Consider the following 26,577-nt stretch of genomic DNA (forward strand, 5'->3'; position numbering starts at 1 on the left):
AGAAATGGCGGGAAAACGCCTCATCATTCGCGAGCCTGTAGAAGTTCTAAACGGCTGTCACCTCGTTAGTTAATCGGTACTATTTCCTGAAAACACCATCTTATGCGCATGTGGAATTTAAATTTTTTATGCGCTGTCATCTACTATTCTGATCCCTCATTCTTGTAAAAAATCCATTAATAGACTATTATCATCTATAAATAGAGGTGTTGCTATGAATCATTTACATATAAAGCCATTTAATCTATCGTCCGTGATAAATGAAGACGTTCTCAAACGCAATACGCAGAACGTAGTTGCCCTTTTTAAACATTGGCAATTAAAAAATGAGGAAGAGTGCGAACTCTTAGGGGGTATCAGTCCTGCACAACTGGCTAAATTTAAAAAAGGGACAGCTCATATATCTGGCCGCGATACCATTGAACGGGTGGGACACCTTTTGGGGATACATAAAAATCTGCGGATTCTTTACCCATACAATCGGGAGATAGTCTATCAATGGGTAAAAGGAAGAAATAAAAAGCTTCATAACCTGCGTCCTTTGGACGTTATGTTGGAGCAAGGATACATCGGGATTGCCCAAATAAGACGTTTCACCGATTTTATGAGAGGTCAATAAAGGTGTCTTTATTTGCTATGGTTAGGGAATACTCGCAAGATATTTATAGAAACATAAGAGGAATTAAAGTTTCCCAGGATCTTTTTGATGATCTTAGTGAGGATCCAGTCAATTGGGCGGCGGCCAATGAATTAGAAAGCCATACCCATCCTGCTTTAATCAATCAATCTTTGATTCAGCGCGCGTTTGATTACAGTAAAAATGATTTTATTGATTATCCGTTTGAAAACATAACCAGCTCCCGATACAGCGATGGTTCCATTGCGTGCTGGTATGGGTCAGAGACACTGAAAACGACAATTTATGAAACAAGGTACCATTTCATTCAGGAAATAAAAGATTCTTGGGATATTTTTCAAACCCAAGATCGAATTATCATTGATAGACGTGTAGGAAAAATTTATTGTGAGGGTCTAGGGTTGGATCTTACTGATAAAAAAGAGGAATACCCGTGGCTCGTCGATCCGGATAACTACACCAAATGCCAGGAAACAGGCAGAAGAGTAGCGCATGAAGGACATCCTCTCCTGATTGTTCCGTCCGCCAGACATGCAGAGGGAATTAATCTTGTGGTGTTTAATCCTAATTTATTGTCAAACGCCAGAGAATATTGCAAGCTCCATTATGTTTTTGATGTAAAAAAGAAAAAAATCCAATGCTTCAGAGGTGAGAATGAAGAGGTACTGAAGCCAAGCACCATTGACATGTAACGGCTCTTACTGGTGCCCTAGCGGCACGCCCAAAATCTGGACACGGTAAAACTGTAAACAGAAACCAATCCCAATACGAGAAATAAGGCCAATAAATAATTCAAATGAGTATAATTTAAGAGAAAGTAGTAAAGGAGTTCGTTAATAATGCCGGCAGAAGCTGCGACCAGGAAAAAATGGGGTAAGCTTAAAATTTGTTCATTGTGCAGGCGGGAAAAGGTCAGATATTTGTGGCCAAAAAAACTGACGTTAAAGGCGAGCAGAAAAGCAAACACATTTGCTGTGAGAGCATGGACATGCATGAAGTTTACCAGATTGTAGACGGTAAAGAGGTGGATTAAGGCAGCAGAGCCGCCAATAACCAGAAAAAAAACCAGCCTATGCTTTAACCTAAGTTGAGCTGTCATCAAAACTGGATTCCTCATCGATAATATAATGGGGCCTGTGTTTGACTTCATCAAATACACGTCCTATGTATTCACCCACAACGCCCAAGGCAAAAAGTTGTAACCCGCCAAAAAACGAAATGGTGGTTACTATGGTTGCCCAACCTGGAGTTTCAATTCCGAAGATTAAAGTGCTAAGGATAATCCATAAGCCATATAAAATGGCTAAGGTTGCCACGCCTATGCCCCCAATAGCAATCATCCGTAAAGGAAAAGCGGTAAAGGAGGTGATTCCAGTGATGGCCAAGTCCATGAGCGAGTAAAAATTCCATTGGGAAGTACCTGTTTTACGAGGTTGTACTTCAAAAGGAATAGCAACTTGTTTAAATCCCACCCAACTGTATAAGCCTTTCATAAACCGATTGCGCTCGGGCAATTTTTGCAAGGCAGTCACAATTTTGCGATCCAACAGCCTGAAGTCGCCAGCATTCGCAGGAATATTGATGCGGTTGATTCGCGAAGTCAGTTGATAAAATGCTTTGGCGCAGGTTCTTTTTAACCAGGATTCATTAGCTCTGTTTTGACGAACAGCGTAAACCATATCATAGCCTTCCTCCCATTTGGCAAGAAACTGACTCAAAAGTTCCAAGGGATGTTGGAAGTCTGCATCCAATAGAATTACGGCGTCACCTTGAGCATAATCAAGACCGGCACTGATAGCATTTTCTTTGCCGAAATTCCTGCTAAAGCGAATACAACGCAGAGGATAGTGCGCTTTTAGCTGCTGAATAATCAAAGGGGTATTATCCTGGCTGCCATCATCTACAAGCAATATCTCATAGGCATAGCCAAGTTTTTTTAGCGTATCGGTTAAGGCGGCAATGAATTCGGCTATTCCTGCTTCTTCATTGTAAACCGGTACAACACAGGAGACGCGCCTAATATGTTTTAATGATTTGGACATGTTGGAATCGGTATACGGCTACTGTTCGAGGCGCTTATTTTAACTCGAATCGGGAATTCTCGTAAGTAGATTTGAATTTTTTTTCTTATTAAGAGTTAAAACTGATACCATTGGAACCCTATTTTTTTACTTTTAGCGTTATGGAAATCCTATGAAGTATGTTGATTTTAATCAATTATGTAAAAAAACAAATGCCCCGATTTTTCTGGATAAAAAAATAGCAAAATTTTTGTTTAAACAGAGAGAAAAGGTTAATTTTATAGTACCTTTTGATACTTCCTCATCAATTCGCTCCTCAGGATCCAAACTCAGTTTATTTAAAAAAGATTTGCCCCAATTTAATTTCAGCCACTGTCTTGTGCTCTCTGGTAAAGATCAATGGCATATTATTGAAAGCACGCAAAAAGGCAAGGGCGGTTTCGGGGCGGTTAATGAATCAAAGTTTAAAATTGTGATGACGCATGAACCAAGAAGCAAACGCTATCAAGCACAAGTTATCCCGGTAAAGAATGTGGTTAAAATCCAAACCCCTACGTTAAAACTGCCCTACTCTGAATTACTGTTAAGGGCAGGTAGAGAAGCCCAGAAACAACACAACCATGGAGTGAACGTTGTGGGGGTAGTTGGGGCGGGAGATAAAGTAATTACCATTCTCGATGATTGCGGCATCAGTCTGGATAAGATTTTGCCCTTTAGCCCCAGCCACAAGTATTCCTTTCAATTTCGCCTGGAAGTTGCTGCACGGATTGCCTGTGAAATGCTTTTATTACAACAAAAAGGTGTTGTGCATCGTGACCTGAAGCCCGCAAACATTTGCTATAAAGAGATAAGTAAAGGGCAATTTCTTATTATTTTTATTGATTTTGGTTTGGCTGAAGATATTGATTCTAAAAATAATTTAAATTGTTCAGGAACACTGGCTTATATGGCCCCTGAAGTTCTTTTTGGACAAGGAAGCAGCTATCAATCCGATATGTATGCGTTTGCCGCAATATTGGGGGAGATATTTGGGGCCAGAAATATTTTAAAATACAAAGAGTCAGCTACCAACCTGCCTGATTTAGCCAATGCCAATTATTGTCTTGATGGCCTATTTAGTGATTATGATGTGTCTGAAATCGATCCATATCTGCTGGAAGATATAAAGATATTGCTGCAGCGATTGCAAAGAAGGAAGCCTGAGGAACGGCCCACAATTGATCATGTGAATAAATTTTTTATTACTCTACCTGCCCGCATGGATGCATATAAAAGTTTTAATGAAAGATGGGCGGCAATGATCACCCATTTCAAAGAGTTCGAAGAGTATCACCAACAAATGAAATTGCTGGCAGCAAAGCATAATTTATCTCCTTTTAGGAAAAACCTTTTTGTGGATAATCAACTCCAGAGTCATCTCTTTAATCAGGAGATGCTTAAAAAAAGAGCAGAAATTTATCGTGCTATTTCCACTTTCACTTTACCTAAGTCCCACTATGTATTAGCAAAAAAATTAATTAAAGAAAATCGTAGGGCAGATTTTGAAGATCAGGATAATCCATACCCTGATTTGGAACATGTAATTCGCATGTTGCATAATGAAAACATGAAATTTAAAGAAGGAATAGACAGTTTTAAAGGCTGTGTCCAGGAAATCATAAAAGACAAACAGCTCACGGCTAAATTTATTACAACCAACAGCACAGGCATGAAAAGGATTGCCCATATTTTAAGCTCTACAGCTTCCCCTATCGAACAATTGGAACAATTAAAACAAATTGGGCAATCAAAGATTGCACCAGGTTTATTTTACTTTTTCAGCCACTCCAAGGTTTTAGGTAAAGGCCGTCATGAAAACATAGAAAAGCTTTATCAGAAACTTGCCCAGATTAATCCAGAACAAAACCAGACTGAGTATTGTGCTAAAACCCAATTGGATGAACTCTCTGAATTTATCCGGAGTACACCCAATTTTACGCATTAATCCGCTTTTATCCTGATCAAACAAATAGCCTGGAATAAATTATGAAACCCAGGCTGTTGAGTACGCAATGACCTCTATTCAGGGATTTGCCCTACGCTCTTTTTCAAACTGTTTTTTTACCCCTGGAAACGGGAGATGATAATTAAGATCCACACCACAAGTGCATTGATGATCGTAAGGAACACTGCTGCTGAACCCAGATCCTTTGCTTTCTTTGTTAAAGGATTCCAGGCGCGATCAATTCGATTTAATGTGGTTTCCACGGCAGAGTTCAATAATTCGGCAATCAATACGAGGAGCAGGGTACTTATCAACAAGGCACGTTCAATGGAGGTTTTTCCTATAAAAATCGCAGCAGGCAAGGCAATAACCCCGGCTAATAATTCAAGGCGGAATGCATATTCGTCCTGGAAGGCGGCCTTCAAACCAGCAAAAGAATACCCGCTGGCTTCTTTTATTTTCAATAGGGCTTTAACTATGAATTTGAACATTGAATTGATCCTGCCACATCGTTGAAAAATGTTTTAGTTTGGCTGAGATTGCTGTACTTTTCAAATAGATATTCCATAATAAATTGCGGCACAGAGGATTTAGATGTGCAAAGTATTTAAAAAAATTTACAAGTCTCTCATTGAGTGAGTCATTTTGAGTTTAGATTTTAGGGGTTTGGGATGGGAGAAGGTTATAAGAGCCTGGTCGAATTATTAGAAAAAAAAGCAGAAAAAAATCCTGATTTTCCACTCTATACATTCATCCATCGAAGAATGATGGAAGATAAGAAATTAAGCTATGGTCAGTTGGCAGAAGACGCCCAGAAAATAGCGCGTGTTTTGCGGGAAGTCACCTCTCCCGGGGAGTGTGCATTGATTTTTTATCCTCCTGGACTTGAGTTTATTTCAGCATTCTTGGGGTGCTTGTTTGCCGGAGTCATTGCCGTACCTTCTTATGTTCCTACTACAAAAGAACTGTCTGAAAAATTACACCATATTATCAAAAATTCAGGGGCAACTGTCGTCCTCACTACAAAAGAACTGGTTCCGCACATCAGCAAATTAAAAAGCAACGAAAAAGAATTTGAGAAAATCCAATGGGTTACCGCTGAAGATTGGATGAATGAGAGGGAGGGGTGGCGCAATCCTGCGGTAATAAAAGAGGATATCGCCTTCTTGCAATATACCTCAGGCTCCACAGGCAAACCCAAAGGGGTGATGATCACTCATGCTAATTTATTGCATAATTTATTTGTCATCGAAAAAGCCAACAGGCTCACTGAACAAGATATCAGTGTTTCCTGGTTACCCCATTATCATGATATGGGGCTAATAGGTGGAATATTACAACCACTTTTCAGTAGCATTCCTGTAAAACTCATGTCCCCGTTTACTTTTTTGCAACGCCCCGCCATTTGGTTGGAAACTATAACTCATTATCGCGCCACGGCAACAGTGGCCCCTAATTTTGCCTATGACTTATGTTCGAGCAAAATTAGCGAAGAAGAAAAAAATGCGCTGAACCTAAGCAGCCTGCATTGTGCCATGAGTGGTGCAGAACCCATTCGCAAATCAACGATTGAGCGTTTTATTCACAACTTTGCCCGTTGTGGATTTGCGCCCGAGGCTTTTTACCCCTGTTATGGGCTTGCAGAATCCACTTTGATGGTCACAGGAGGGGTGAGAAAACAGGGGGTTAACTGTCACTATGTTGATAAGAACAGATTAAACCAGGGGCAGGTCATTCAATGTAATGAAACGCATCCCGATTCCCGCAGCGTGATTAACTGCGGACAAGCAATTGATAGTTGCCACATTGCCATTGTTGATCCCGAAACGTTACACGAATGTCCAGAAAAAACGGTAGGCGAAATATGGGTGGCAGGGAAAAGTGTTGCCAAAGGCTATTGGCAATTACCTGAGGAAACAGAATATTGTTTTAATGCTGGCCTCCCTGATAAACCCCACTCTTTTTTACGTACAGGGGATCTTGGATATGTGGATCAAGGTGCACTTTATGTCACCGGACGTTTAAAGGATATGATTATTGTGCGCGGACGCAATTATTACCCTCATGATTTGGAAGATGCTCTCCATAACTGCCACCCTCATCTTCGCGAGCATTGCTGCGCTATTTTTTCTGTAGAAGAAAACGATCGGGAATCCTTGATTATTGTCCAGGAAATAGAAAAAGACATCCAGGAATTAAATCCGCAAGCACTCATAAAAATCATCCGCAGCAAGTTGCTGCAGGCTCATGGAATTGAAGCAGAGGTGGTGGTGTTAGCAGGGCGTAAATCAGTACCAAAAACAACGAGTGGAAAAATCCAGCGTTTATTATGCAAGAAAAAATATGTACGTGGCGAGCTGGATATTATTTGCATCAGCAAGCTCGAGGGCGATAGCCCACAAAAATCGGCAAAAGGAATAGATGCACAACTCAGAGAAATTTTTAATGCAGATTTTAACTCGCTGGATAAGGAAAAAAGATTAAGTGAAACAGGCTTAAGTTCGGTGAAAATGGGCACGTTGCACCATATCCTTTCGACCTGTACTGGTCAGGACATTTCAATTGAATTCTTGCTCAGGGATCCCTGCATCGAGGAAATAATGTCCTTACTGGCGGGTACAGTGGAGCTTCCCAAGACGCTGGAAAATACGCCGGTTGATTTGAAGGCAGAATTTAAGGAACATAAAAACGTAACCCCTCATATCAGATTTCAACCAGCTCCCATGCCGCAACGTATTTTGTTAACGGGTGCCACAGGTTTTTTAGGAGCCTACTTACTGTGCGAACTGCTCCTGCATACGGACTGGCAGATTACCTGTCTTGTGCAAGCCAGTTCACTCGCTGCAGGGATGGAGAGGCTCAGAGCTAATATGGAGCGTTATGGGATATGGGATCCGATTTTTCATGAACGGATTAAAATCGTCGCGGGAAATTTGGAAAAAAATAACTTGGGGCTTTTCCGGCACGATTGGGAGTATTTGGCAGACACTATCGATCTCATTTTTCATGGAGCTGCAGTACTTAATTTTAACTACCCTTACCAAAAAATGATGGCCAGCAACGTACTGGGCACCAAACAACTCATAAAGTTAGCAGCACATAAACGGCTGAAGGCACTGCATTATATCTCCACCATAGGTTATTTTATGTCTGCTGATTTGGCAGAGGATGCAGTAGTCAGCGAATTGAGTGAACTGACACCAGAAGAAGGAATTTATGGAGGTTATAATCAAACCAAATGGTTGGCAGAACAGTTGGTGGTCCATGCGCGCAGCTACAATATTCCCACCATAGTGTACCGGCCAAGCCTAATAACCGGTAACAGCCAAACAGGTCACTGGAACCATGAAGATGTGGTATGCCGAATCCTCAAAGGGTGCATCGAATTGGGGGCTATCCCTGAACTGGAAGTCGGATTCAATTTTGTTCCAGTGGATTATATTGCCCGGGCGATTACTCGTTTAGCTATGGAAAAACCCTATCAGCCGGATACCTATCATTTAACCAATCCTCAGGAAATGGATGTTCATCAATTAGTTAAAGCCATTGAGGCTAAAGGATTCAAGATGCAGAAAGTTGCTTATCCTGAGTGGGTAAACTTAGTGAAACATAACAGCGGCCTTTCTCCATTACGTCCTTTTTTTACAGAAAAACTATTACCCAAAGACCGTACATTATTTGATTTATATCTCCATAATAACAAAGCGAGGATTGACTGTACTTATACAATAAATCAATTAGCAAAGTATGGGGTTTATTGTGGAAAAACTGAAGCGGGTTTATTCCGTAGATATCTTGATTACCTAATTGACTGCGGATATTTGCCCCAATTAACAAAAGAAGAAACAACGGAATCTGAGTGCCGGTAGTCACAAAGTACGTTGGTCCTTATGCTATAGTTTTTCTACAGAGATAAATCAGGACAGTCATGACTCGTATTCAGCAATTGATCTCACTGCCTGCAGATAACGGGCTTGATGTCTGTGAACGGGTAGAAGGTCATGGTTTTGGTTTGTATGAAACTATTGGCGCCCGTCAAAGCCAGGAGGATGCCGCCTTTGCCTGCTGGTATACCAAAGATCACTTTAATCCCCTAACCCCGCAAGAAATCGGACGGCGCCTATGGACTAGCTACCACCTGCTTAACCAGTTGGGTCAGAAGCAATTTTATAGCGGTACAACTGCTTCAACGACGGTTTATGATGGTAGAGGCACTTTAATTACCGCCACTTTAGCAGACTCTCTCTCTTTTGCCGTGATTTATGGAAAACAGGGGGATTTGCTTGGAGTGTTTCGATTGAATAGCATAATTCACCATCCTGAAGTGGAGTTAGAACGGATACGAAGAGCCGGGGGTGAGGTTTTTTTTAATCGTATTAATGGTCGCCTGGCTGTCTCCCGAGCGATAGGTGATTATGATTTTAATCCTGAGGTAGTTTGTGCTGATGCCCATATCGACATTCATTCGCTCGCTAAAATTTATGGGCATTTGGGTATTAGTGCTCCATGCGTGGCAAGGGTGCAAATCATTACTACTTGCGATGGTTTTACGGAGCCTTTAACTTCACAGACGCAAAAAGAGCATGAAGGGTGGCTTTTTGATTGCATCCGGAGAATACCTTCCCCCGGCCAACTGCAAGAACATCAATTAGCAAAAAAACTTGCGTATAAAGCGCTTGCAAGAGGCTCCCAAGATAATATTTCAATTGCTGTACAAACACTTTCCGCGACGCTCCCCTTTTTGGTAGGAATTTATGATGGTCACGGTGGAAAAGAAGCATCCCATTACACGGCAGCAAATATAGGTGCTGTTTTTGACTCCCAATGTTCCTTGACCACAAAAACCTATGCTCTGCAGCCTTGGAGTGCAGATAAAAACTTCGCCATTTATAGTCGAGATAATAAGGATTAAGGACGCTAAAATTCATGTTATAATGATGCTTTATGATTTTATTGGGGGAGAATTGTGCAAGAGTTTTTATCAATAAGCGTGTTGATTATGTTAGCTGCTATTTCTCCTGGCCCCGATTTTGCCCTGGTCACCAAAAATTCCTTGTTGTACTCCCGAAAAGCCGGGATCTATACCGCTTTGGGGGTTTCCGTGAGCCTCTTGGCTCATGCAAGTTATTGCATTTTAGGATTAGCATTGGTTATTTCACAATCATTGCTGGCTTTCAGTATTATTAAATATCTGGGAGCAGCTTATTTGATTTATATCGGCATTAAAAGCCTGTTAGCAAAACGTGAAATGATGAAGGTTGACACCCGTCAGGCAACCCACTCCATCACTTCGTTACAAGCGTTTAACCAGGGGTTGTTTTGTAATCTTTTAAATCCTAAAGCAATCATGTTTTTACTGGCATTTTTTACTTTGGTGGTTAAACCCGGGCATTCCATTATTACAGAATTGGGTTATGGAGTTGAAATTGCTTTAATTCATATGATTTGGTTTTCCAGCCTTTCTTACCTGCTTACTCATCAGTACGTTAAATCCAACCTGAATCGGCTGCAATATTACATTGTCAAAGTTATGGGGGGATTGCTGGTTGCTTTTGGAGTAAGAATTGCAAACCTGAGCCATGCTGCAATGTTACCTGCATAAAATAAGCTCCTGGATTAAGAAGAGAATTAAAGGCGATTGATTCACTCGGCTCACAGGTCTGCTTTATTCTCTTCCGAAATTTATTTGGCAATGTTTACTCGTTTCTGATGATTTGTAATCTTTCAGCAGGGTCTACCTGAAATTAGAAAAGTGATGTTTTTATGTTTCATTCAAAATCAGCTCCTGAATGTGAGTTCCCGATAATAAGCGCTCATTTTAAAGTTTATATCTATCAACCTAAAAATGATTTTTATCAATTATCTTTTGCGGATCGATTAAAAGAGGTAGAAGATAATATCGAACTCGCCAAGGAAAATTTAAAGGGGTTTTCAAAAAAAGGATTAATCAAAGCCATTTTTATTGCACCGGAATATTTATTTAAAGATTTAAATAAATCCGGCAAAGAAAAATATTATTCGCAAGAACAAAAAAATCAATTTAAAAATACTCTCATCCGCTTGTCTCAAGACAGTGAACTCATCCTCGCTCCTGGAACCATATGTTGGCAAAAAACCAGCAAAGAAAATCAAAAAATTTATTATAGGAATATGATTTATTTTGTATACAAAACACAGGTAATGAAATACAGGAAAAGTAATCCCCACCTGGTGTATGATTTTGATTTTTCTGGCGGCAGGCTCAACCAAAGCGTTTTTTTTAAAAAAGGTTCTGTTGCCAATAGTAATATTATCAAGCTTAATGGCTTGCATATCGGGGTTGAAATTTGTTTGGATAATTATAAAAATCAAATCACAAATGCCGATGAGGTAAGTAAAATTGATGCCCATGTCATCGTGGCTGATAAATTACCGGAAGTAAACTTGCTTCCATTGTCCGGAATTCTGAGCATAAAAGTTGAAAGGGAACCTAAATATCAAACATTTGTCGGGATTCAAGAAAATAAATCCTTCGAAGTTGAGCTACACGATGCCGAAACCATTAATTCATTAACTCCTGATTTGACAAGTTATACTTTTTTGGATTTTAAACTAAAAAATGAACCACTAAAGGGATACCAGCCGCAGAAAGATACTTCGATAAACTGTTTAATAAACAATTAAATGGTATTGAAATCTTGCTGTTGTATATACAAAATGAGCATCTTGGTCTGATTTTGCATAGAATAGAAGAAAAGCAACACGCAAAAAATTCATATTGTTGTATAGTGTAAGAATACGATCCGCTCGTCAAAATGTTAGCTTGGGAATTGCTCTATTCCCTCTCCAGTACTATTTAGCGGGCGGTATATAATAAAATAAGAGCTATCTTAATTTGTGCAATCACAGAAAAACTTAAATATCACTTAACTTTTTGATTCAATTAACAAATAATAAATAAACCGCGTTAAAAGGAATTATAAATGTACTCTCAAATGGAAAAACCTCATGTTCAATTAGCTATCATGTCACGTTGGTATGTGGCTTCACGAGCATTACATGCCATAGCCAAATTGGGTGTAGCCAATCATCTTGCATCCGGGCCTAAAAATATTGATGAATTAGCCAAAGCAACAGCAACAAAGCCGGAATGGCTTGATAGGGTTTTGAAATTTCTAATAAGCTATGATTTATTCCATTACGATAATGGGGTTTACTCCCTGACCGAATTATCCAAACCGCTTTGCGATAATGATCCCCATTCTGTGCGTGATGTATTATGTATGGTAGATGATTCCTGGTGGCAAGCTTTTTCTCAGCTGGATGTCAGTCTTAAGACGGGAAAACCCGCGTTTGAAATACAACACCGAGACGATTTTTTCAGTTTTCTTGCCAAACATCCGGAAAAGCAACACAATTTTGATAGGGGGATGGCAAAATTATCTTCTTATGATGAGGCGGCAATTAGCAGCGCCTTCGATTTCTCTATCTTTTCAACTATTGTAGATATGGGGGGCGGGCGAGGAGGACTTTTAAACTCCCTAAGCAAAGATTACCCTCAGATAAATGCCATCCTGTTTGATACGCCTGCCGTGATTCGCCAACTAAACACCGATGCGTTTGCACAAAACATCACCCTTCAGGAAGGAGATTTTTTTGCGGCCATACCCAAAGCTGATGCTTATATTTTTAAGGGGGTGTTGCATGATTTCAATGATGAGATGATGCACCAGATATTAAAAAATTGTGCCCGGCAAATGCCTGAAAATGCAACTTTGTTTATTGTAGAACAAGTGATGCCGGATGATGATAAACCCCATCCGAATAAAACTATGGATTTGGTCATGATGGTTTTATTAGGCGGAAGACAACGGACCTTGTCCGAATGGCAAAAATCAATCGAACCCACAGGGTTTCGTTTTAAAAACAGTTATCCGACGCAGAGCTTGTTTACTTTAATGGAATTTAAGCCTATACCCGAGAGAGAAAGATGAGAGAGGGATATGGACGCGAATTAAATTTCGTTGGTTAGTGATAATAAGCACAACCAATGCGAAATGGCCTGCCCTAATTTGCTGTTACAGAATGAAGGATTTTTAACTTAAATGACCTCCAGGCACAAAAAATAAGTCATTTGAAAATGATAATTCCAACATGATTTTCTGGAGTTATGAGGGCGGGGCCTATTCCTGACTAAAGCCCCAGGTTTCTTTGCCAGAATTCTTATGATGACAGCAGATTGGCATTTGCGTGCATTATTGGTGATGTAAAAGCGAACAAAAAATCGGGTGGGGGTCATACTGTTTTTTTAATTGAACCCAATCATCATAACGTTCTTCGAAATGCTTTTTCCAATAATTTTTATCTGGAATATCACCTAGGTAGCCTGAAAGATAACGTTTTCCCCCTTGCCCAAGAAAAATTGAGTCCAGATGTTTGATGGTTTCCAGGCAACTGGGAATTAATGCATTTGGCAAGCCTGGATTCAAGATCATCAGCGCAAAAACATCCTCACCTTTGGGGAGTTGTAAAAATCCGGTAGGGGCAAGTGCGGCAACCCGTGCAATATGCACTACCGTAGCGTAATGCAGGGGTAAAGCAGCTAACAGTTGTTCCAGATCTTTGAGTAAAATACCTGGTATAAAGCACTCATACCAAGGGTGTTGAAGTTCCCATTGCCCCGTCATTTTCATTGCATTAAAGCGGGAATCATGACGATGGAAATAAGAGTGAATGGTTTCATCCTGGGTGTGGAGAAGTTGCCAGGGAGTTAACCCCAAATCTTTGAAATCTGGTGGTTCATTGTCGTATTCCCGAGAAACATGCAGTGCATAAAACCATTGTGCAAAAGGGAAACGGCCTTTCTCCGATAATTTTGCCCCTTGAATGGCGGGTGTGCAAAATGATTCTATATGATCTGCTTTTGTTTGGCATAACAGTAAATCCTCAAGCCATTTATTCTTGTCTGCATAAAGTAAAAAGAACGTGCGCACATTTTTTAAACAAGGCCTTAAGGCAATGCATGCCTTGGTGATCAAACCAAAACGTCCTTGACCACCCAAACAGGCTTCCATCAACGGCATTTGTTTTTTTAGGCTCACCAATTCTCCATTGGCTTGGACTACTTCCAAGGCATTCACATGAGCAATGACACTACCGTATTTGAATGAGGCCGACCCGATCCCTCCTGCCGAGAGCACGCCTCCAATCGATAAATTACAATTATGCGGCACCACATAAGGAACCATGGACTTTTTTAATGAACTTTCCAACAGAGAAGCCCAAGAGGCATTTGCTTCAACCCAAATTGAATCTGCGTCAGCCTCTGATGTATGGTTAAAATATTGCATACTCAGGACTAGTCCGCCAGGAACTGCAAGCGATTGTCCGCTTTGGCTTAACCCGTTGCCACGGATTGTTACCGGCAATTGATGTTCATCGGCATAGTGTATCAGTGCCTGAAGTTCCTCAGTGGTTTTCGGTTCGCAGAGGGCTGCAGGAGTGGAATGCAACAACTTTCCAAAATCTTCTTCAAATAAAAAAAGCGGATGCCCATCGCTGAGCACCGCTTGTCCAAGCTTTTGTTTACACTGCTTTATGTGAAATGAATTCCACTGGTTCTTTGTTTGCAGCATCTTGATGATTCCTTTGTTTTGCCAATTCGAGTCTTCGATTACAAGCGATAACCAATCCATCGAACATCTTGTTAAACGCCTCATAGCATCGGTCTACCATTTTTAATGCTTCCCGGCGGGTATGGATAGGTACTGTTCTCGAAAACAGGGAACGTTCCATTTCTTCTTCAAACAAGGCATGCGCCATTTCTACTTCCAGATGTGATGTAGAGAAATATTTGAGGTTTTTATCTTCTCCCGTTTTTTTCACTTGTTTTGAGACTTTCTCAAAGAACACGTGCCCGGATGATTCAATTGTTAAGAGAAGAACAATATTGAGGATTTCCTCATTCGCTTTGTAAACCTCAGCCAAGATAGCATAAGCTGCATCCCGCGTTAATTGTGATTCCTTGCTGTAAAGCCAACTGACATCATTGGTATCATTTGTGGGGTCGATATTTACGGCCCCCATATATTTTTTATCATGCAGAAACCATTTTTCATGGCCTGAATCTTCAAGCCGATGGTGGCGGGCCACTTTTCTTAAGTAGGGGTCGGTCACTTTTTCTTCATTTATTCTTAATATATCCTGAAACGTCATAGCCCAAAAGGTCAGTTCAGGTACAAAGTAGCTCAATTCTTTTAAACTTTTTAAATGTTCGAGTAATTCAAAAAAGGGATGATTCATGAATTCTTGTTGTTTTGAATCAATATAATCTTGTATGATTTTCATAGCCATCTCCATGAGATAAATTGGTTGGACACTTTAGGTAATGCATGCGGCGTACCAACTTTTTTCTCTTGTTGCCTAAAAATCTCCCTAAAAAGAGGGTTAAATACCCCCGTGTGACTCATCAAAAACCTTATTTCGTCAAAAAAATAATGCAAAAATTAATCACTGTGTCAAATTTTTGACAAAGTAAGCCCTTGAATTTTTTCCGCTAATTTAAAATTCAGTTCAATTATGCCAATTTTTTGTCATACTGTTTCAGTTCTTTCTCTACTTTATCCCATTCAATCTCTTCAATTCGCTCCACTTTCTTACATATTTTATTTAAAAATTGTGCTTGTAATTCCCCATGCGCCTGTGCTTCCGCATACGGGGTATTAGTAAACATCACCAAAACGTGTTTTGAAACATAATGTTCTGGATATCTCTGCATTAATTCCTGCTCTAGCTGTTTTTTTAAATTGAATTGCTTATCTCTAATGTCGACTTGTATTTCATGAAAATTATCCATAGACATTTGCGCCACAGCATCCGTATTTGCCTTTCTTGATTGATAAAAAGCGGGCATCACTTCCTTCCAGTCATCATTGTGTTTTTCCAGGAGGGTATTCAAAATACGACAGTCCTCGAAAGCACTGTTCATGCCCTGACCAAAAAAAGGTACTACCCCATGCGCCGCATCGCCTATCAGCATGCATTGATCCTGGTAATGCCAGGGATCGCATTTTATAGTGCTCATATTACCCGTAGGATGTAGGGTGAATTCTTCAATTAAATGGGGCATTTCCGCATAGGCATCCGGAAATGATTCTTTAAAAAAGGTAATGATTTTTATCTCGTTATCCAGAGCAGCGAAACTGTTTTTTCCCTCATGGGGTAAAAATAATGAACCGGTGATGGATTGATTTACATTGGGATTGCCTAGCAATAAAAAAGCATCTCGTGGCCAAAGGTGTAAATGTTCATGAATAAGGTGGTTTTGGCCTGGTTCCCCAATAGAAAGTTCCTTATATCCATACGGCAAAAAGGTTCGGGAAGCGTGAACCAAATTCCTGGCCAGTAATTGCTCCCGGACAAAGGAGCCAGCACCATCCGCACCAATCAAAAGTTCATACCCTTTTTTTAGTGTACTCCTGTCGGGTCGCTCAAAAATGACAATTTTGTTGTCAACATCCAAATCAATGAGTTTGGTATGGAAATGGAGTTTAACCTGAGGGTACTGCTCCAGCTCATCGAGTAATAGCTTATTTAGCTCGTTGCGCTGAATGGCATTGATGTATTCATCATGATGGCGGCCAAAAGATTGAAATTTAATTTCCCCATTAAGTTCATGAATAGCGCGGGCACGCATGGGAACCATGAGTTTTTTCACCCGTGGCATAATACCTACGCCCTCCATTCCGGTAATTCCACGGCATGATAGGGCAAGATTGATGGAGCGCCCATCATCTGCGTGCATCAACCTCAAATCAGGCCTCGCATCAAATAAAGCAAGTCTATAACCTCTTTTTGCCAAATAGAGGGCGAGTAAACTTCCAGCCAAACCCGAGCCAATGAGGGTTACCTCTTTCATTCCAGTCTCCTTAGAACAATCACAGCTTGCAAGTGAAGTGATACAGGTACCCCAGAACCTCTACTCACTGGCATACCTGTACCGAGATCACTTTGGGCAGCGACTACTACGACTGCTTATTCCATTTAATAAAAATTAATATAATCAAATCAACATAAAAATTCTCTACGTACTTCCAAGCATAATTTTTATAGCAAAAATCATACCGAATTCGAGAAAACAATTAGAAAATGGGGAAATTACAGATGATGGCTAATAAATTCTTTTAATTCTTCAGGCTTTTTAGGCATGGAAAAATAATATCCTTGGGCATAATCACAGCCGTGTTGCACAATGAATTCACGTTGTAAATCGGTTTCCACTCCCTCAGCCAGGACCTCAAGATTTAAGCTATGGCCCAAGTTAATGATCGCCCGGGTAATGGCCGCATCATTTTCCCGGTTGACCAGTTCGCTGATAAATGAGCGGTCTATTTTCAATTTATCAACAGGAAACTGTTTGAGGTAGGATAAACTGGAATAACCGGTACCAAAATCATCGATAACCAGCTTGGTCCCCATGTCTTTCAACTCATACATGGTTTCTACAGCATGTTTTACATTATCGACAAGCAAGCTTTCAGTCAGTTCCAATTCCAAAAACCGTGCAGGTAAGCCTGTCTCAAGAAGGATTTTTTCAATTAATTGAGATAAATGAGCTTGGCGAAATTGCCTGCCTGAAATATTTACGGCGACAGTTAAATGATCATAACCCTGAGCATGCCAACGTACCAGCTGACTGCAGGCTTCTTTTAAAACCCACATTCCAATATCAAGGATTAAGCCATTTTCCTCCGCCATGCTAATAAATTCATTTGGGGGAACATCCCCTAAAATATGGCTGTGCCAACGCAGTAAGGCTTCAAAACCAATGACTTTGTTTGTAGCTAAATTAATAAATGGTTGATAAACCAAATGAAATTCATTTTTCTTGAGGGAGTCACGTAAGGCGTTATCAAGCTGCATTCGATTGATTATGCGCATATTCATTTCTTTGTCATAGGTACGATACGTATTGCGGCCGCTGTCTTTGGCATGATACATCGATAAATCGGCACTTTTCATCAAGGATTCATAATCATCACCATCCTTAGGGAAATAGCTGATGCCGATGCTTCCGGTCACCTTCAGATTGTGTTGATCGATTTGAAAGGGTTTTGCTATTGACTCAAGAATTTCCTCAGCCTTTTGTTGGGCTTGCAGTTCTGAGGCAACATCTTGCAATAAAATAACAAACTCATCCCCCCCCAGGCGGCAAACGGTATCAAAATCATCCGTAGCAATAAGCAGTCGATTGGAGACCGCTTGTAAGAGGCGGTCTCCAATGCTGTGCCCCAACGTATCATTAGTCATTTTGAAATGATCCAAATCAAGGAATAAAAAACCCAGCATGGAGCCTTTTTTCTTGGCTTGTAAGATGGCCTGGTCTACCCGGTCTATTAATAAAACCCGGTTGGGTAATTCAGTAAGCGAATCATGGGTCGCTTGTTGAATTAGTTGCTGTTCCATCTCTCGACGCTGGGTAACGTCATTAAGAATACAGACATAATGTTTGACGTTATCGAATGAATCTCTTACCGGGGCGACACTCACTTCAGCCCAAAAAACCTCACCGTTTCGTCGATAACTTTCCAGTTCTACCGTTTCCTCACGTAATTCTTTTATGGCGAGATTAATCCGCTTATGATTTACATGCTCCATTTGACTGCCATGTAAAAAAGTAAGATTCTGTCCCAATATTTGCCTTTCGCTGTACCCTGTGATGCGCTCAAATGCTTTATTCACATAGATGATTGGTAAAGTGGGTTTGGAAATATCTAAGATTACCACCCCATGGGTGCTGGCCTCGATCGCACGTTCACGGATGCGAAGTTCATCTTCTTCCAGAAGTTTTTGCGTTATATCCCTAAAACTGTATACTCTTCCAACGATTTCTGCACCTATCCGTTGCGGCTGCGTAAAGCGCTCAAAAATCCGTCCATCTTTAAAATGTAAAACCGGTAATTCCCCCTGCCATTCAGGATTTTCGTAAAGATATTTTACATCTGCAATAACGGCTTCCGGGTTACTTAATTGTTGTAAAATGTATTCAAAACCTATACTTTCAGTGCCCGATTCCAGCATATGCGAGGGGATGCGCCACATTTCTACGAACTTTTGATTCCAGTCTACTACTTGTCCCTTGCCGTTAACCATCATGATGCCATCAGCGGTTGATTCAAGGGTGGCACGTAATAAAGATAATGATTTTTCCAACTCTACATTTTTTTCAAGGATATCATGGGTCTTAACATTAATATTTTCTGACAGGGGGGCATTAATGGAGCGTTGGAACTCGGGTTGGGTGTGATACCATTTTTCAAGCAGGCTGGATAAGTTTGATGTTGGCGAAATAATACCTAATTCTTCACACACATTAGTAAGAGATGGTTCTCTACCTTGTTTCTTCACTTTTTCCGCGGCTTGAGCCACTCTTTGATAATCTATTTGACGTCTAGTCATGTTCCCTCACTCACTCCCCTCAAACTGTTTGGCACCATGTGTAAGCCAGTTTAACTTAAAGTATATACTGTTAATGTATTTTTTGCTTAAACTTAAGCCATTCAATAGGGCTTAAACGAACTACTGAGCAGTTATAACGAGAGTATTTGCAAGCAAACATTCCAAAGCCTGCTGTTTTGCAATGACAGCTCCTATCAGAAAGCCTATCTAATGCATGATTGTGAGCGGGGAGCGATTTAAAAAGTTATGTTTTAAGTGTCTATAAAATCACCCAAATTGTCTGCGTCTTCAAGTTGTTCCATTAATTTACTTAGTAAAAATTAACTCAGCAATCTAATGAGGCAGCAGGGCTTGGGAATGGAGGCAGGAAATCCCGCTTTCGCGGGAAATGCTTTGGATTTATTTCTTAACCGGGGCTGGAGCTGGAGCAGGGACTTGCTGCATGCCTTGTTTGATTGCTAATTGTTGAACCTGAGAATTGACGCTTTGTATTTGTGTCTGTAGTTGACTTTGTACTGTCTTTATCTGATTTTGCAGTTGCGTGTTTAATGAGTCGATTTGCTGTTGTAAATCGGATTGAACTTTTTTAATTTGGTCCTGGAGTTGGGTATTCATTTGTTGTGCTTGTTGCTGTTGATCGGTTTGCATTTGTTTTAATTGGCTTTGGATTTGTGAATTAAATTGGGATATTTCGCTAGCAAAAGTAATATTAGCTAAAAAGACTGTACAAAAAAGTGATTTTGCTAAAAGGTTCATTATTATTCCCTTAATTTGAAAAACAGTTTATATACTTTAACCAATATACTGTAAATTGACTAGGGCTATTCCCAATCCCTTAATTTTAAAGTATTTTCAGGAATGTTTTCATCGATGAATTCTATAAAATGGCAGGCAGCTTAAAGCCGTTTAATTTCGCTTAAAACCCAGGTAGCAGAGTATCATCCCCATTATCAAGTCAAATCCTGCAGTGGTATAGGCTATATTTTTATTTTGAATAAAGAGAAGGCTCGCCAGATCAATGTAGTGAGGGTAAAAAATAATACTCACTCCTTTTAATAAAATCAGCCAGGAAATAATAGTGACCAAAAGCCGCCAGCTCCATTGCCAAATATTATGGCTTACCACCATGAGTAGACCAATAATGAAGGTCCAAAATCCCATGACTAACATTAAGGGAGCATTTTTAAGCAATTCCTTGATATAAATGGTGAATTGATCCCCGTTAAAAAATATGGCAATGCTGACAACAATCAAATAAATTCCAAGGACTTTACTTAAAAACTTTGATATGTCCATTTGCATGCCTCTTTATTTCACTACTTCAAGTGTAGTCTTGAATTAAGAGAAGTTCTATGCCCGTTAATTGCGAAAGTTGTTCCATTCGATACAAACAGGGGGCTGCGGATATTATCCTGCGCCATGCGGCACGTCCCATACCCCCGGTTTTTCTACGATACCGTCAATTCCTGTCTTCTTTGCTCTTCCTCAGCTACTTTCATCACATTTCTTGGATTGGGAGGGGGGAATAAACTCTGGCTGTGCGCATAAGCACGTGCTGAAAAATATTCCTCAGTCAAGGTTTTTGCCTTCGCGGCAAATAACTGGAACTTTTCGGTCAGAATTTTAATGAATTCATTGACGTTATAATGGCTTAATTCCACAAACATGAGCCGGTTATCCAGGGCTTTGGATAAAGGTTGCCGACCGTGAAAGGTAGTTGGATTTTGAGTTCCAATGAGACAAAAACCTGGTTTATCTGGAGGATTTCCCTCAAGATCGTAGCCTGAAAGTAAGGCATTGAGGAGTTTTTCATGAATTTGCGTATTAAATTCTTCTATAAAAACAACCTTTCCCTTGTGGAATGCATCCAGCAGTTTTTCTTGTACCTCTTTAGGATTAGTTGGCGTAATAGTGATGTAGTCGACTCCCTTTGATTTGAGCAGGGAGAGAACCAATTGGCTTTTTCCCAGACCGGGTTCTGCTTCAAGAATGATTCCGTTTAGACCAAATTCCTGATTCCAAAGACCCTTTATCTTTTTGTCGCGGATAAGCAGGAGCATTTCGATACTCACGGCTATTTTTTTTCGTGACTCAGTCCAGATGAATTTTTTATCAGTGGTAACCGGATGAAATTGTTGTAACACTTCTTTAAGCTGCTGCTTTTCCTGATTCCAGTTTTTTACTTGTTTTATCTCATGTCGTATATTCTGACTTAACTTTTTATCCAGGTTTATTTGTTTGATTTCTTTTAAAATAGCGTAGCGCATTAAAAAATCATCTCCCATCAGCTTGGTTTGTGCGTGCTCTTTTAGAATAAAGAAGCGCAAACACATCATTTGGGCATTCCTGGGAGTAATATTCAACCCAGCGGCTTGTGCTTTGGTATAGTAAGTTTCAATGAGAGGTAACAAGTTTTCTGAATCTTTATAGTGCGCAAGCAGAGGCCTTAAGATGTTACCCAAAGGTTGCCCCTCGAAAGGCAAATAATGGGGATAACGTTTAAATAAGTCTGGTTCAAAACGTCCTTCGTAATGGGTCGGGTTTCCTGCAAAAATAATTTTATGATTTTTTAATGGATAACATATACCCTCAAACCAAAGCTCTTTATCCCCACGAGCAAGGGCTTCGAATAAGGAATAATGCTCCTGGCTTATATTAGCTTCATCAATAAATAAAACCGGTTGGCTTTCTTCCTGATGTTCAAGCCATTTTTTTACCCCCGCCAATTCATGGTATATCTTGAGTGGTTGTCCTTGCTCTTTTCCATACTTTGGAAGGATTTTCTGAACAAAATAGCTTTTTCCAGCTCCCGTTTTACTGGTAAGAAAGACAAAGGGATGCTGCTTCAGATAATCCATTACTGCTTCGGGGGGTGTTGGCTCCCCTCCATGAGGAAGGATTCCCGCCCGCCATTGCAGGCGATGGATTAAGTGGTCCAACCAGGGTAAATGCTGTGTCGGATCTTTGGGCAAATCCAGAAAATGACTATGGCACGGGGTGAGTTGGAGCTGTTGGTAAATTTTCTTTAACCTGGCTGACAAATCAGAGCCTAAGCGTGCAAAATCGTTTTCGGGGTTATAAGTATAAATTGTCTTGTGCACGGATTTAAAGGAGGCAGCATTATCAGTGACGAGGGTGATATTTGGGGCTGAAACGGGTTCGCCATTAACCCAAAGAGTGGGGGGATCAACAAAAAGGGTTTGTAATTGCTGCGCCAGGGTTGTGGAAAATTGTCCCTTGAAAACTACAGGTTTTCCTTCTTTAATGGCCCTTAATAAAGGCGTTTCTTCACCGCTAAATTGTTTGTTTTTTAAAGAGACATGGAAAAACAAATTATTAAAATTTGTTTTGGAATCAATATTAACCGTAATGGCGTCTGCTGATTTATAGTGTTCTTCAGCAGCATCCAAATCATCAGAAATAACAAGGCAATTTCCTTGTCTCAATGGTTCAATGGAACTCACCCATTTTTTTAAAGGCTCCGGTACGAATACTTTCGGAGTGATTTTAATCGACAAGGCACATTTTGCTCTGTTTGCTTCCTTCAAGAGACTGTACCATTGGATCTCGGTTAAGTTATCGGTCACAACTAATTCAAGACAGGAATCGGCAGCAAAAAATCCGGGCAGAGGTTTAATCGTGTGATGCTTTGTAATTTGGTATTGATTAGTAAACAAGGGCAAAGTTGTTTGGTTAACAATTCGTTTTTTCCCTGGCAATCCCTTGGGAGCAATTATCTCAGGATAAGTACTTAAGTCGGGCTGTACCAATTCGAGCTGAAAATCTTGGTGCAGTTCATGCCATTCCCCGTTAAAGAAAAAGCGCTTGTTGGCCCTGATATCCTGAATCAAAAAGCGAAATTTAGGATCTTCAAGCGGAGGGTTATGCAAAACCAATTTTGTGCTCTTTGTTTGCGATGCCTTCATGAGGGCGCCGGGTGCGATGTCTAAAACGCCCTCATCAAAAGTATGTTTACCCAGAAAAACGGATTCCCAATTTAGGGGGGAAGGAAAAAGGACATCATCCTCACCTACAGGATGATTCAGTTTTATTTCGGGTAAATTAAGGGGGGGAAGTTCAGGCGCCTGGCTGATTGCATCGAAACGTGAATAGTAATCATCGCCCATTTTGAAAGCAGAACGCTCATCCATGCCTACGACAAGATGCACATTGGGTGGGATAGGTAACCCCCCAAGATTACGGTCTTCATTATCGATCACACTGTTTAAGCTGACGTGACGCGCCTTAGGATCAGACCAATCAATAAACCAGGTGTAAGATTCACCGGGGTTTAAAGCAGCATGCTTTAAAAATTGACTTACCGGACTATCAACCCGGGTATCTTTATTATCCTTTATCCGTGTGTGATGAAGGACGAGTGTATCGAGATCACGCGAAAAAAAAGTATTTTTGCACTTTAGGGATGCTTGATGCAGGGCTTCAATACCGCGGCCGTCTTTGAAAATAAGCCATTGTCTTGAAACTGAATCTTTAGAGGAGAGTTTCTGTGCCAGTGCATCGGCATCTTTGGCTTGGAGAGGGAGGCTATTCCAGGTTTGAAAGCGATTGCCCGGATTTAATGGAATAACGGGTTTTTTCGTCCTTTCCAGGAGCTCTTCCTTTCTCTTCTCATGCTGCCTTTTTTGCAAGGACAGCATGGGAAGATCCACCACATTGGCCGTACCGCCACCTAAATCCAGGGTAAAGTGCACGTCTTTATGGGTGGCAAGAATAAATTGATGTACATCGTTATCCACTAAATGGGCATCAATTTGCAATGCATCTGCGAGGGCAGAAAATAGTTGGGCCCTGTGCCTGCAAACCCCGGCCCTTTTTTGGATCAAGGCATTTAACACGTCAATGACATTGCCTTCTATATCTTCATCAGCTGCTTCTTTCTCAAAGCGGCAAAATTCAGTTAATGCTTTAATGCGTTGCATGACATCGAGGTTTAACAGCTGTTGATATTCTTCGCAGTCGGTTATTTTCCCTGTACCATCAAATGATAATCGGGAGAGCCATTCAAGATGTTCCTGGTTTGGTTTTTTTCCAAGGGTGAAATCCATATTTTTTCCTGGATCAAGAAGGTAATTCACTATGCAGGAATCCATTTTTCGCTTAAATTTGATGAAAAAGTACCCCGAATTTTTATCTCTCTTTATTTCATAATCCGGATGTTCTGCCGCATAGTTAATGAGCTTATCGGTTGCGCTTAAAGCAGGTAACTGCAGCCAGGTACCCACCTGAGGTTTTTCATATAAAAATTGACTGTATACCAATTCCTTGGGGGCGTCTGGATGGTTAAATTGTTCTTCTATTTGCTGAGGGGTACGTTTTAAGGATTCAGCAACAGGTTCTAAATTTTTTTCTGCAGGGATATAGGGTTTAAAACAGTTGCTTTCAGAAACCCAAATAAATGTATCCAAATGATAACTGGAAACAGGGATTATGCCTTCTTTAGCTTTGAAAATTGTTCGTGCGGGCAGGTTTGGAATTTGATCAGACTTGCCTATTTTCCCATCAAGAAATAGAGAACCATAAGTAAAGACAGCTTGCTTTTCAGAGCTTGTCGCATTTTCTATAAGCTTGAGTTCAATTTGTGGGCAGTTATATTGCAGCCATTGCGCCGCGAGTTTATCACTTTTATTTTGCGGGAGAGGATAGGATATTGATTTTAAATTGGGTGCTATTTTAATCAGTTGCGCTATTTCTGAAAAACTCAGTGCCTCCGTAGTAAAGGCAATATGGTTTAAGAACGGCAGTGAACCCGGTTGCAAACTGTGGAGCAGGCGAAGAAGATTAGCAGGATTAGAAATTTCAATGTGAGCTAAATTGGGTGCTGCGGCCAATAGTTTTAATAATTGGTTGGGAGGCAGAGCAGTGTTTGTGACATGGAGTTCTTTTAAATTGGGTAAGGAATTGGGGATAAAATTGAAGTCATAATCAATAGTGCAAGACGCCAGTTCCAGCCGTGTTAAATTTGGGGCACTGATGAGAAGGCTATGGAGCTGCGTGCTACTCATTTTCCCAATGCCAAGGACCAAATTTTTTAGCGCATCCATTTGGATACCCAATTGAAATTCGGGTGGTCCTGAATCTATCCAGTCAAAAAAGGAAATTGTTAATGTTTCAAGGTTTGGAGCTGAATTAAGCAGCAAGTACAGATCGTCAAAAATCAAAGTGGAATTGATTAACAGTTCTTTTAAATGAAGGAGCGGTTCATTGATTTGCAGAGGTTCATCCCAAGGACCCAAAAGAGGGGCTAATTTCAGTTCTCTTAAATTGGAAGTTGAATTAATGAGAGTATTTAGTTGAGATATTGCTATCCGGGTATTTGTAAAAGACACACTTTCTAGATTGGCTAATTGATGAGGATTGAGTTGCAGTGGGGCATCATCTTTCATCCCTGCCTCAAGCAAACAAAGCGTCCTTAGCTGAGGTGAGTTATTGAGAAGCATTGCAAAACGTTCTGAATAAAATTCAGTATCTTGTGCCTGAAAAAATCTTAAACTTGTAGTTAATAGGGGTACATCCTCATCGGGCTCTGCCTCATATTCTGATGGTCCAAATTCACAGTTTTCCAGAGAAAGGGAAGCCAAACTTTCCAGCTGGTTAAGAAAGGTAAATAAAGGAAATCTGTTGTTTGCCAAATTAATATGAGTGAGTCTTTTGAGTAATTCGGGATAATTTTGTACCAGATATGAAAGATACAGGTGATCAGGATCATCAGCAGTTACCATAGGTTGGGTGGCCGACAAAAAAGGCGGAATTGGTTTTTTTTGATTTTCAGCAGCCAGGAGTTCCGTTTTCAAATTTTGGCATTTTTTGTCCCAATCCCTATCCAAGTTCGGATGAGGATCAAAAGACCACTCGAGTATGCTCTTTAATATGCCGTTACGTATTTCAGACGGCCCTAAAATGCTGAATAGGGAATCTAAATCCTGAACGACGAAATTGATGAAATGAAAAAATGCTTCCGGTGAATTAAGAATTTTGCTGCACAGCTCCTCAAAACCCGACTTATCAAAAAAGGCTATCCGATCATAGATGAGGTTTAATTTTTTTAACTCATCTGCTTCTTGCTTGGGATCCAGCTCAGCATATTGCTCTTGGAGGTTGGTAATGTGTGCTGCATCCTCTAATTTTTTTAAACCATCTCGAGTGGGGAAATATATGGAAAAATTATCTTCGATGAGTCTTTTTATAATACGCTCTTGCAGGTATATATTTTCAGAGGAGTTTTTTAAATTGCATTTGATAATGATGGTTTTCTTATCGAGTTGTGATGAACCGATCGCGATGGTATCCCAACACTCCGGATTATCTGCCAGAGCTTTATCAAGATTCAGCACCCCACCATTGGGTTCAACGGAGGATTCAATAGTTGGTAATTGAATCTTTTCATATAACAAACCCAGATTTTCGAGAATTTCTGCCAGAGTTTTCATTTTATTCCTGCTGTGAGATTGGATGGTTGGTATCTTTAATTGATAAAATGG

The 26,577-nt window shown here is 40.4% G+C and carries 18 protein-coding genes; 8 read left to right on the forward strand and 10 right to left on the reverse strand.

Annotated features, from left to right (window positions below; all coding sequences use genetic code 11):
- Nucleotides 1-214: 214 nt before the first annotated feature.
- Nucleotides 215-619 (forward strand): hypothetical protein, encoded by a 405-nt coding sequence (locus KYQ_RS01355; protein ID WP_010652560.1) that lies wholly within the window; start codon nt 215-217, stop codon nt 617-619.
- A 17-nt stretch (nt 620-636) separates the two neighbouring features.
- The gene (locus tag KYQ_RS01360) at nt 637-1,329 is read left to right on the forward strand and encodes an RES family NAD+ phosphorylase (RefSeq protein WP_010652561.1); all 693 of its coding nucleotides are present in this window, start codon (nt 637-639) and stop codon (nt 1,327-1,329) included.
- A gap of 17 nt (nt 1,330-1,346) precedes the next feature.
- Here the strand turns inward: KYQ_RS01360 and KYQ_RS01365 are convergent, their stop codons facing one another.
- The gene (locus KYQ_RS01365) at nt 1,347-1,736 is read right to left on the reverse strand and encodes a GtrA family protein (RefSeq protein ID WP_010652562.1); all 390 of its coding nucleotides are present in this window, start codon (nt 1,734-1,736) and stop codon (nt 1,347-1,349) included.
- Nucleotides 1,720-2,679, reverse strand: a complete 960-nt coding sequence (locus KYQ_RS01370; RefSeq protein ID WP_010652563.1) for a glycosyltransferase family 2 protein — start codon at nt 2,677-2,679, stop codon at nt 1,720-1,722. The genes KYQ_RS01365 and KYQ_RS01370 overlap by 17 nt, the downstream gene beginning before the upstream one ends.
- Before the next feature lie 151 nt (nt 2,680-2,830).
- On the opposite strand from KYQ_RS01370, the gene KYQ_RS01375 reads away from it, so the two are divergent.
- Nucleotides 2,831-4,642, forward strand: coding sequence for a protein kinase domain-containing protein (locus KYQ_RS01375; RefSeq protein WP_019349479.1), 1,812 nt, complete (start codon nt 2,831-2,833; stop codon nt 4,640-4,642).
- A 116-nt stretch (nt 4,643-4,758) separates the two neighbouring features.
- Here KYQ_RS01375 and KYQ_RS01380 read toward each other — a convergent pair whose 3' ends face one another.
- The gene (locus KYQ_RS01380; protein ID WP_010652565.1) at nt 4,759-5,133 is read right to left on the reverse strand and encodes a diacylglycerol kinase; all 375 of its coding nucleotides are present in this window, start codon (nt 5,131-5,133) and stop codon (nt 4,759-4,761) included.
- 180 nt (nt 5,134-5,313) lie between these two features.
- Here KYQ_RS01380 and KYQ_RS01385 point away from each other — a divergent pair, with 180 nt between their 5' ends.
- The 5 genes from KYQ_RS01385 to KYQ_RS01405 all read left to right on the forward strand — a co-directional run bounded on the left by KYQ_RS01385 (nt 5,314) and on the right by KYQ_RS01405 (nt 12,615).
- Nucleotides 5,314-8,511, forward strand: a complete 3,198-nt coding sequence (locus KYQ_RS01385; protein WP_019349480.1) for a thioester reductase domain-containing protein — start codon at nt 5,314-5,316, stop codon at nt 8,509-8,511.
- A gap of 59 nt (nt 8,512-8,570) precedes the next feature.
- Nucleotides 8,571-9,554: a PP2C family serine/threonine-protein phosphatase gene (locus KYQ_RS01390; protein ID WP_010652567.1), complete on the forward strand. Its 984-nt coding sequence runs from the start codon at nt 8,571-8,573 to the stop codon at nt 9,552-9,554.
- A gap of 54 nt (nt 9,555-9,608) precedes the next feature.
- Entirely contained in the window at nt 9,609-10,244 is a 636-nt protein-coding gene (locus KYQ_RS01395; RefSeq protein ID WP_010652568.1) for a LysE family transporter, read from the forward strand.
- 161 nt (nt 10,245-10,405) lie between these two features.
- Nucleotides 10,406-11,305 (forward strand): hypothetical protein, encoded by a 900-nt coding sequence (locus KYQ_RS01400; protein ID WP_010652569.1) that lies wholly within the window; start codon nt 10,406-10,408, stop codon nt 11,303-11,305.
- A gap of 299 nt (nt 11,306-11,604) precedes the next feature.
- A complete protein-coding gene (locus KYQ_RS01405; protein ID WP_010652570.1) occupies nt 11,605-12,615 on the forward strand; it encodes a methyltransferase in 1,011 nt (336 codons plus the stop codon).
- Between the two features lie 261 nt (nt 12,616-12,876).
- On the opposite strand, the gene KYQ_RS01410 is transcribed toward KYQ_RS01405, so the two are convergent.
- From KYQ_RS01410 to KYQ_RS01440, 7 genes are all read right to left on the reverse strand, one after another.
- The gene (locus KYQ_RS01410) at nt 12,877-14,256 is read right to left on the reverse strand and encodes an FAD-binding protein (RefSeq protein WP_019349481.1); all 1,380 of its coding nucleotides are present in this window, start codon (nt 14,254-14,256) and stop codon (nt 12,877-12,879) included.
- Complete coding sequence (locus KYQ_RS01415) at nt 14,207-14,968, reverse strand: hypothetical protein (protein WP_010652572.1); 762 nt, start codon at nt 14,966-14,968, stop codon at nt 14,207-14,209. The genes KYQ_RS01410 and KYQ_RS01415 overlap by 50 nt, the downstream gene beginning before the upstream one ends.
- Before the next feature lie 229 nt (nt 14,969-15,197).
- Nucleotides 15,198-16,538, reverse strand: a complete 1,341-nt coding sequence (locus KYQ_RS01420) for an FAD-dependent oxidoreductase (protein ID WP_010652573.1) — start codon at nt 16,536-16,538, stop codon at nt 15,198-15,200.
- Between the two features lie 239 nt (nt 16,539-16,777).
- Nucleotides 16,778-19,078: a bifunctional diguanylate cyclase/phosphodiesterase gene (locus KYQ_RS01425; RefSeq protein WP_010652574.1), complete on the reverse strand. Its 2,301-nt coding sequence runs from the start codon at nt 19,076-19,078 to the stop codon at nt 16,778-16,780.
- A 399-nt stretch (nt 19,079-19,477) separates the two neighbouring features.
- On the reverse strand, nt 19,478-19,834 hold the full coding sequence (locus KYQ_RS01430) for a hypothetical protein (protein ID WP_010652575.1): 357 nt from the start codon (nt 19,832-19,834) through the stop codon (nt 19,478-19,480).
- 150 nt (nt 19,835-19,984) lie between these two features.
- Entirely contained in the window at nt 19,985-20,374 is a 390-nt protein-coding gene (locus KYQ_RS01435; RefSeq protein ID WP_010652576.1) for a hypothetical protein, read from the reverse strand.
- A 152-nt stretch (nt 20,375-20,526) separates the two neighbouring features.
- Entirely contained in the window at nt 20,527-26,526 is a 6,000-nt protein-coding gene (locus tag KYQ_RS01440) for a MoxR family ATPase (RefSeq protein ID WP_019349482.1), read from the reverse strand.
- Nucleotides 26,527-26,577: the final 51 nt, after the last annotated feature.

The organism is Fluoribacter dumoffii NY 23 (genome assembly GCF_000236165.1).
Taxonomy (GTDB): Bacteria; Pseudomonadota; Gammaproteobacteria; order Legionellales; family Legionellaceae; genus Legionella; species Legionella dumoffii.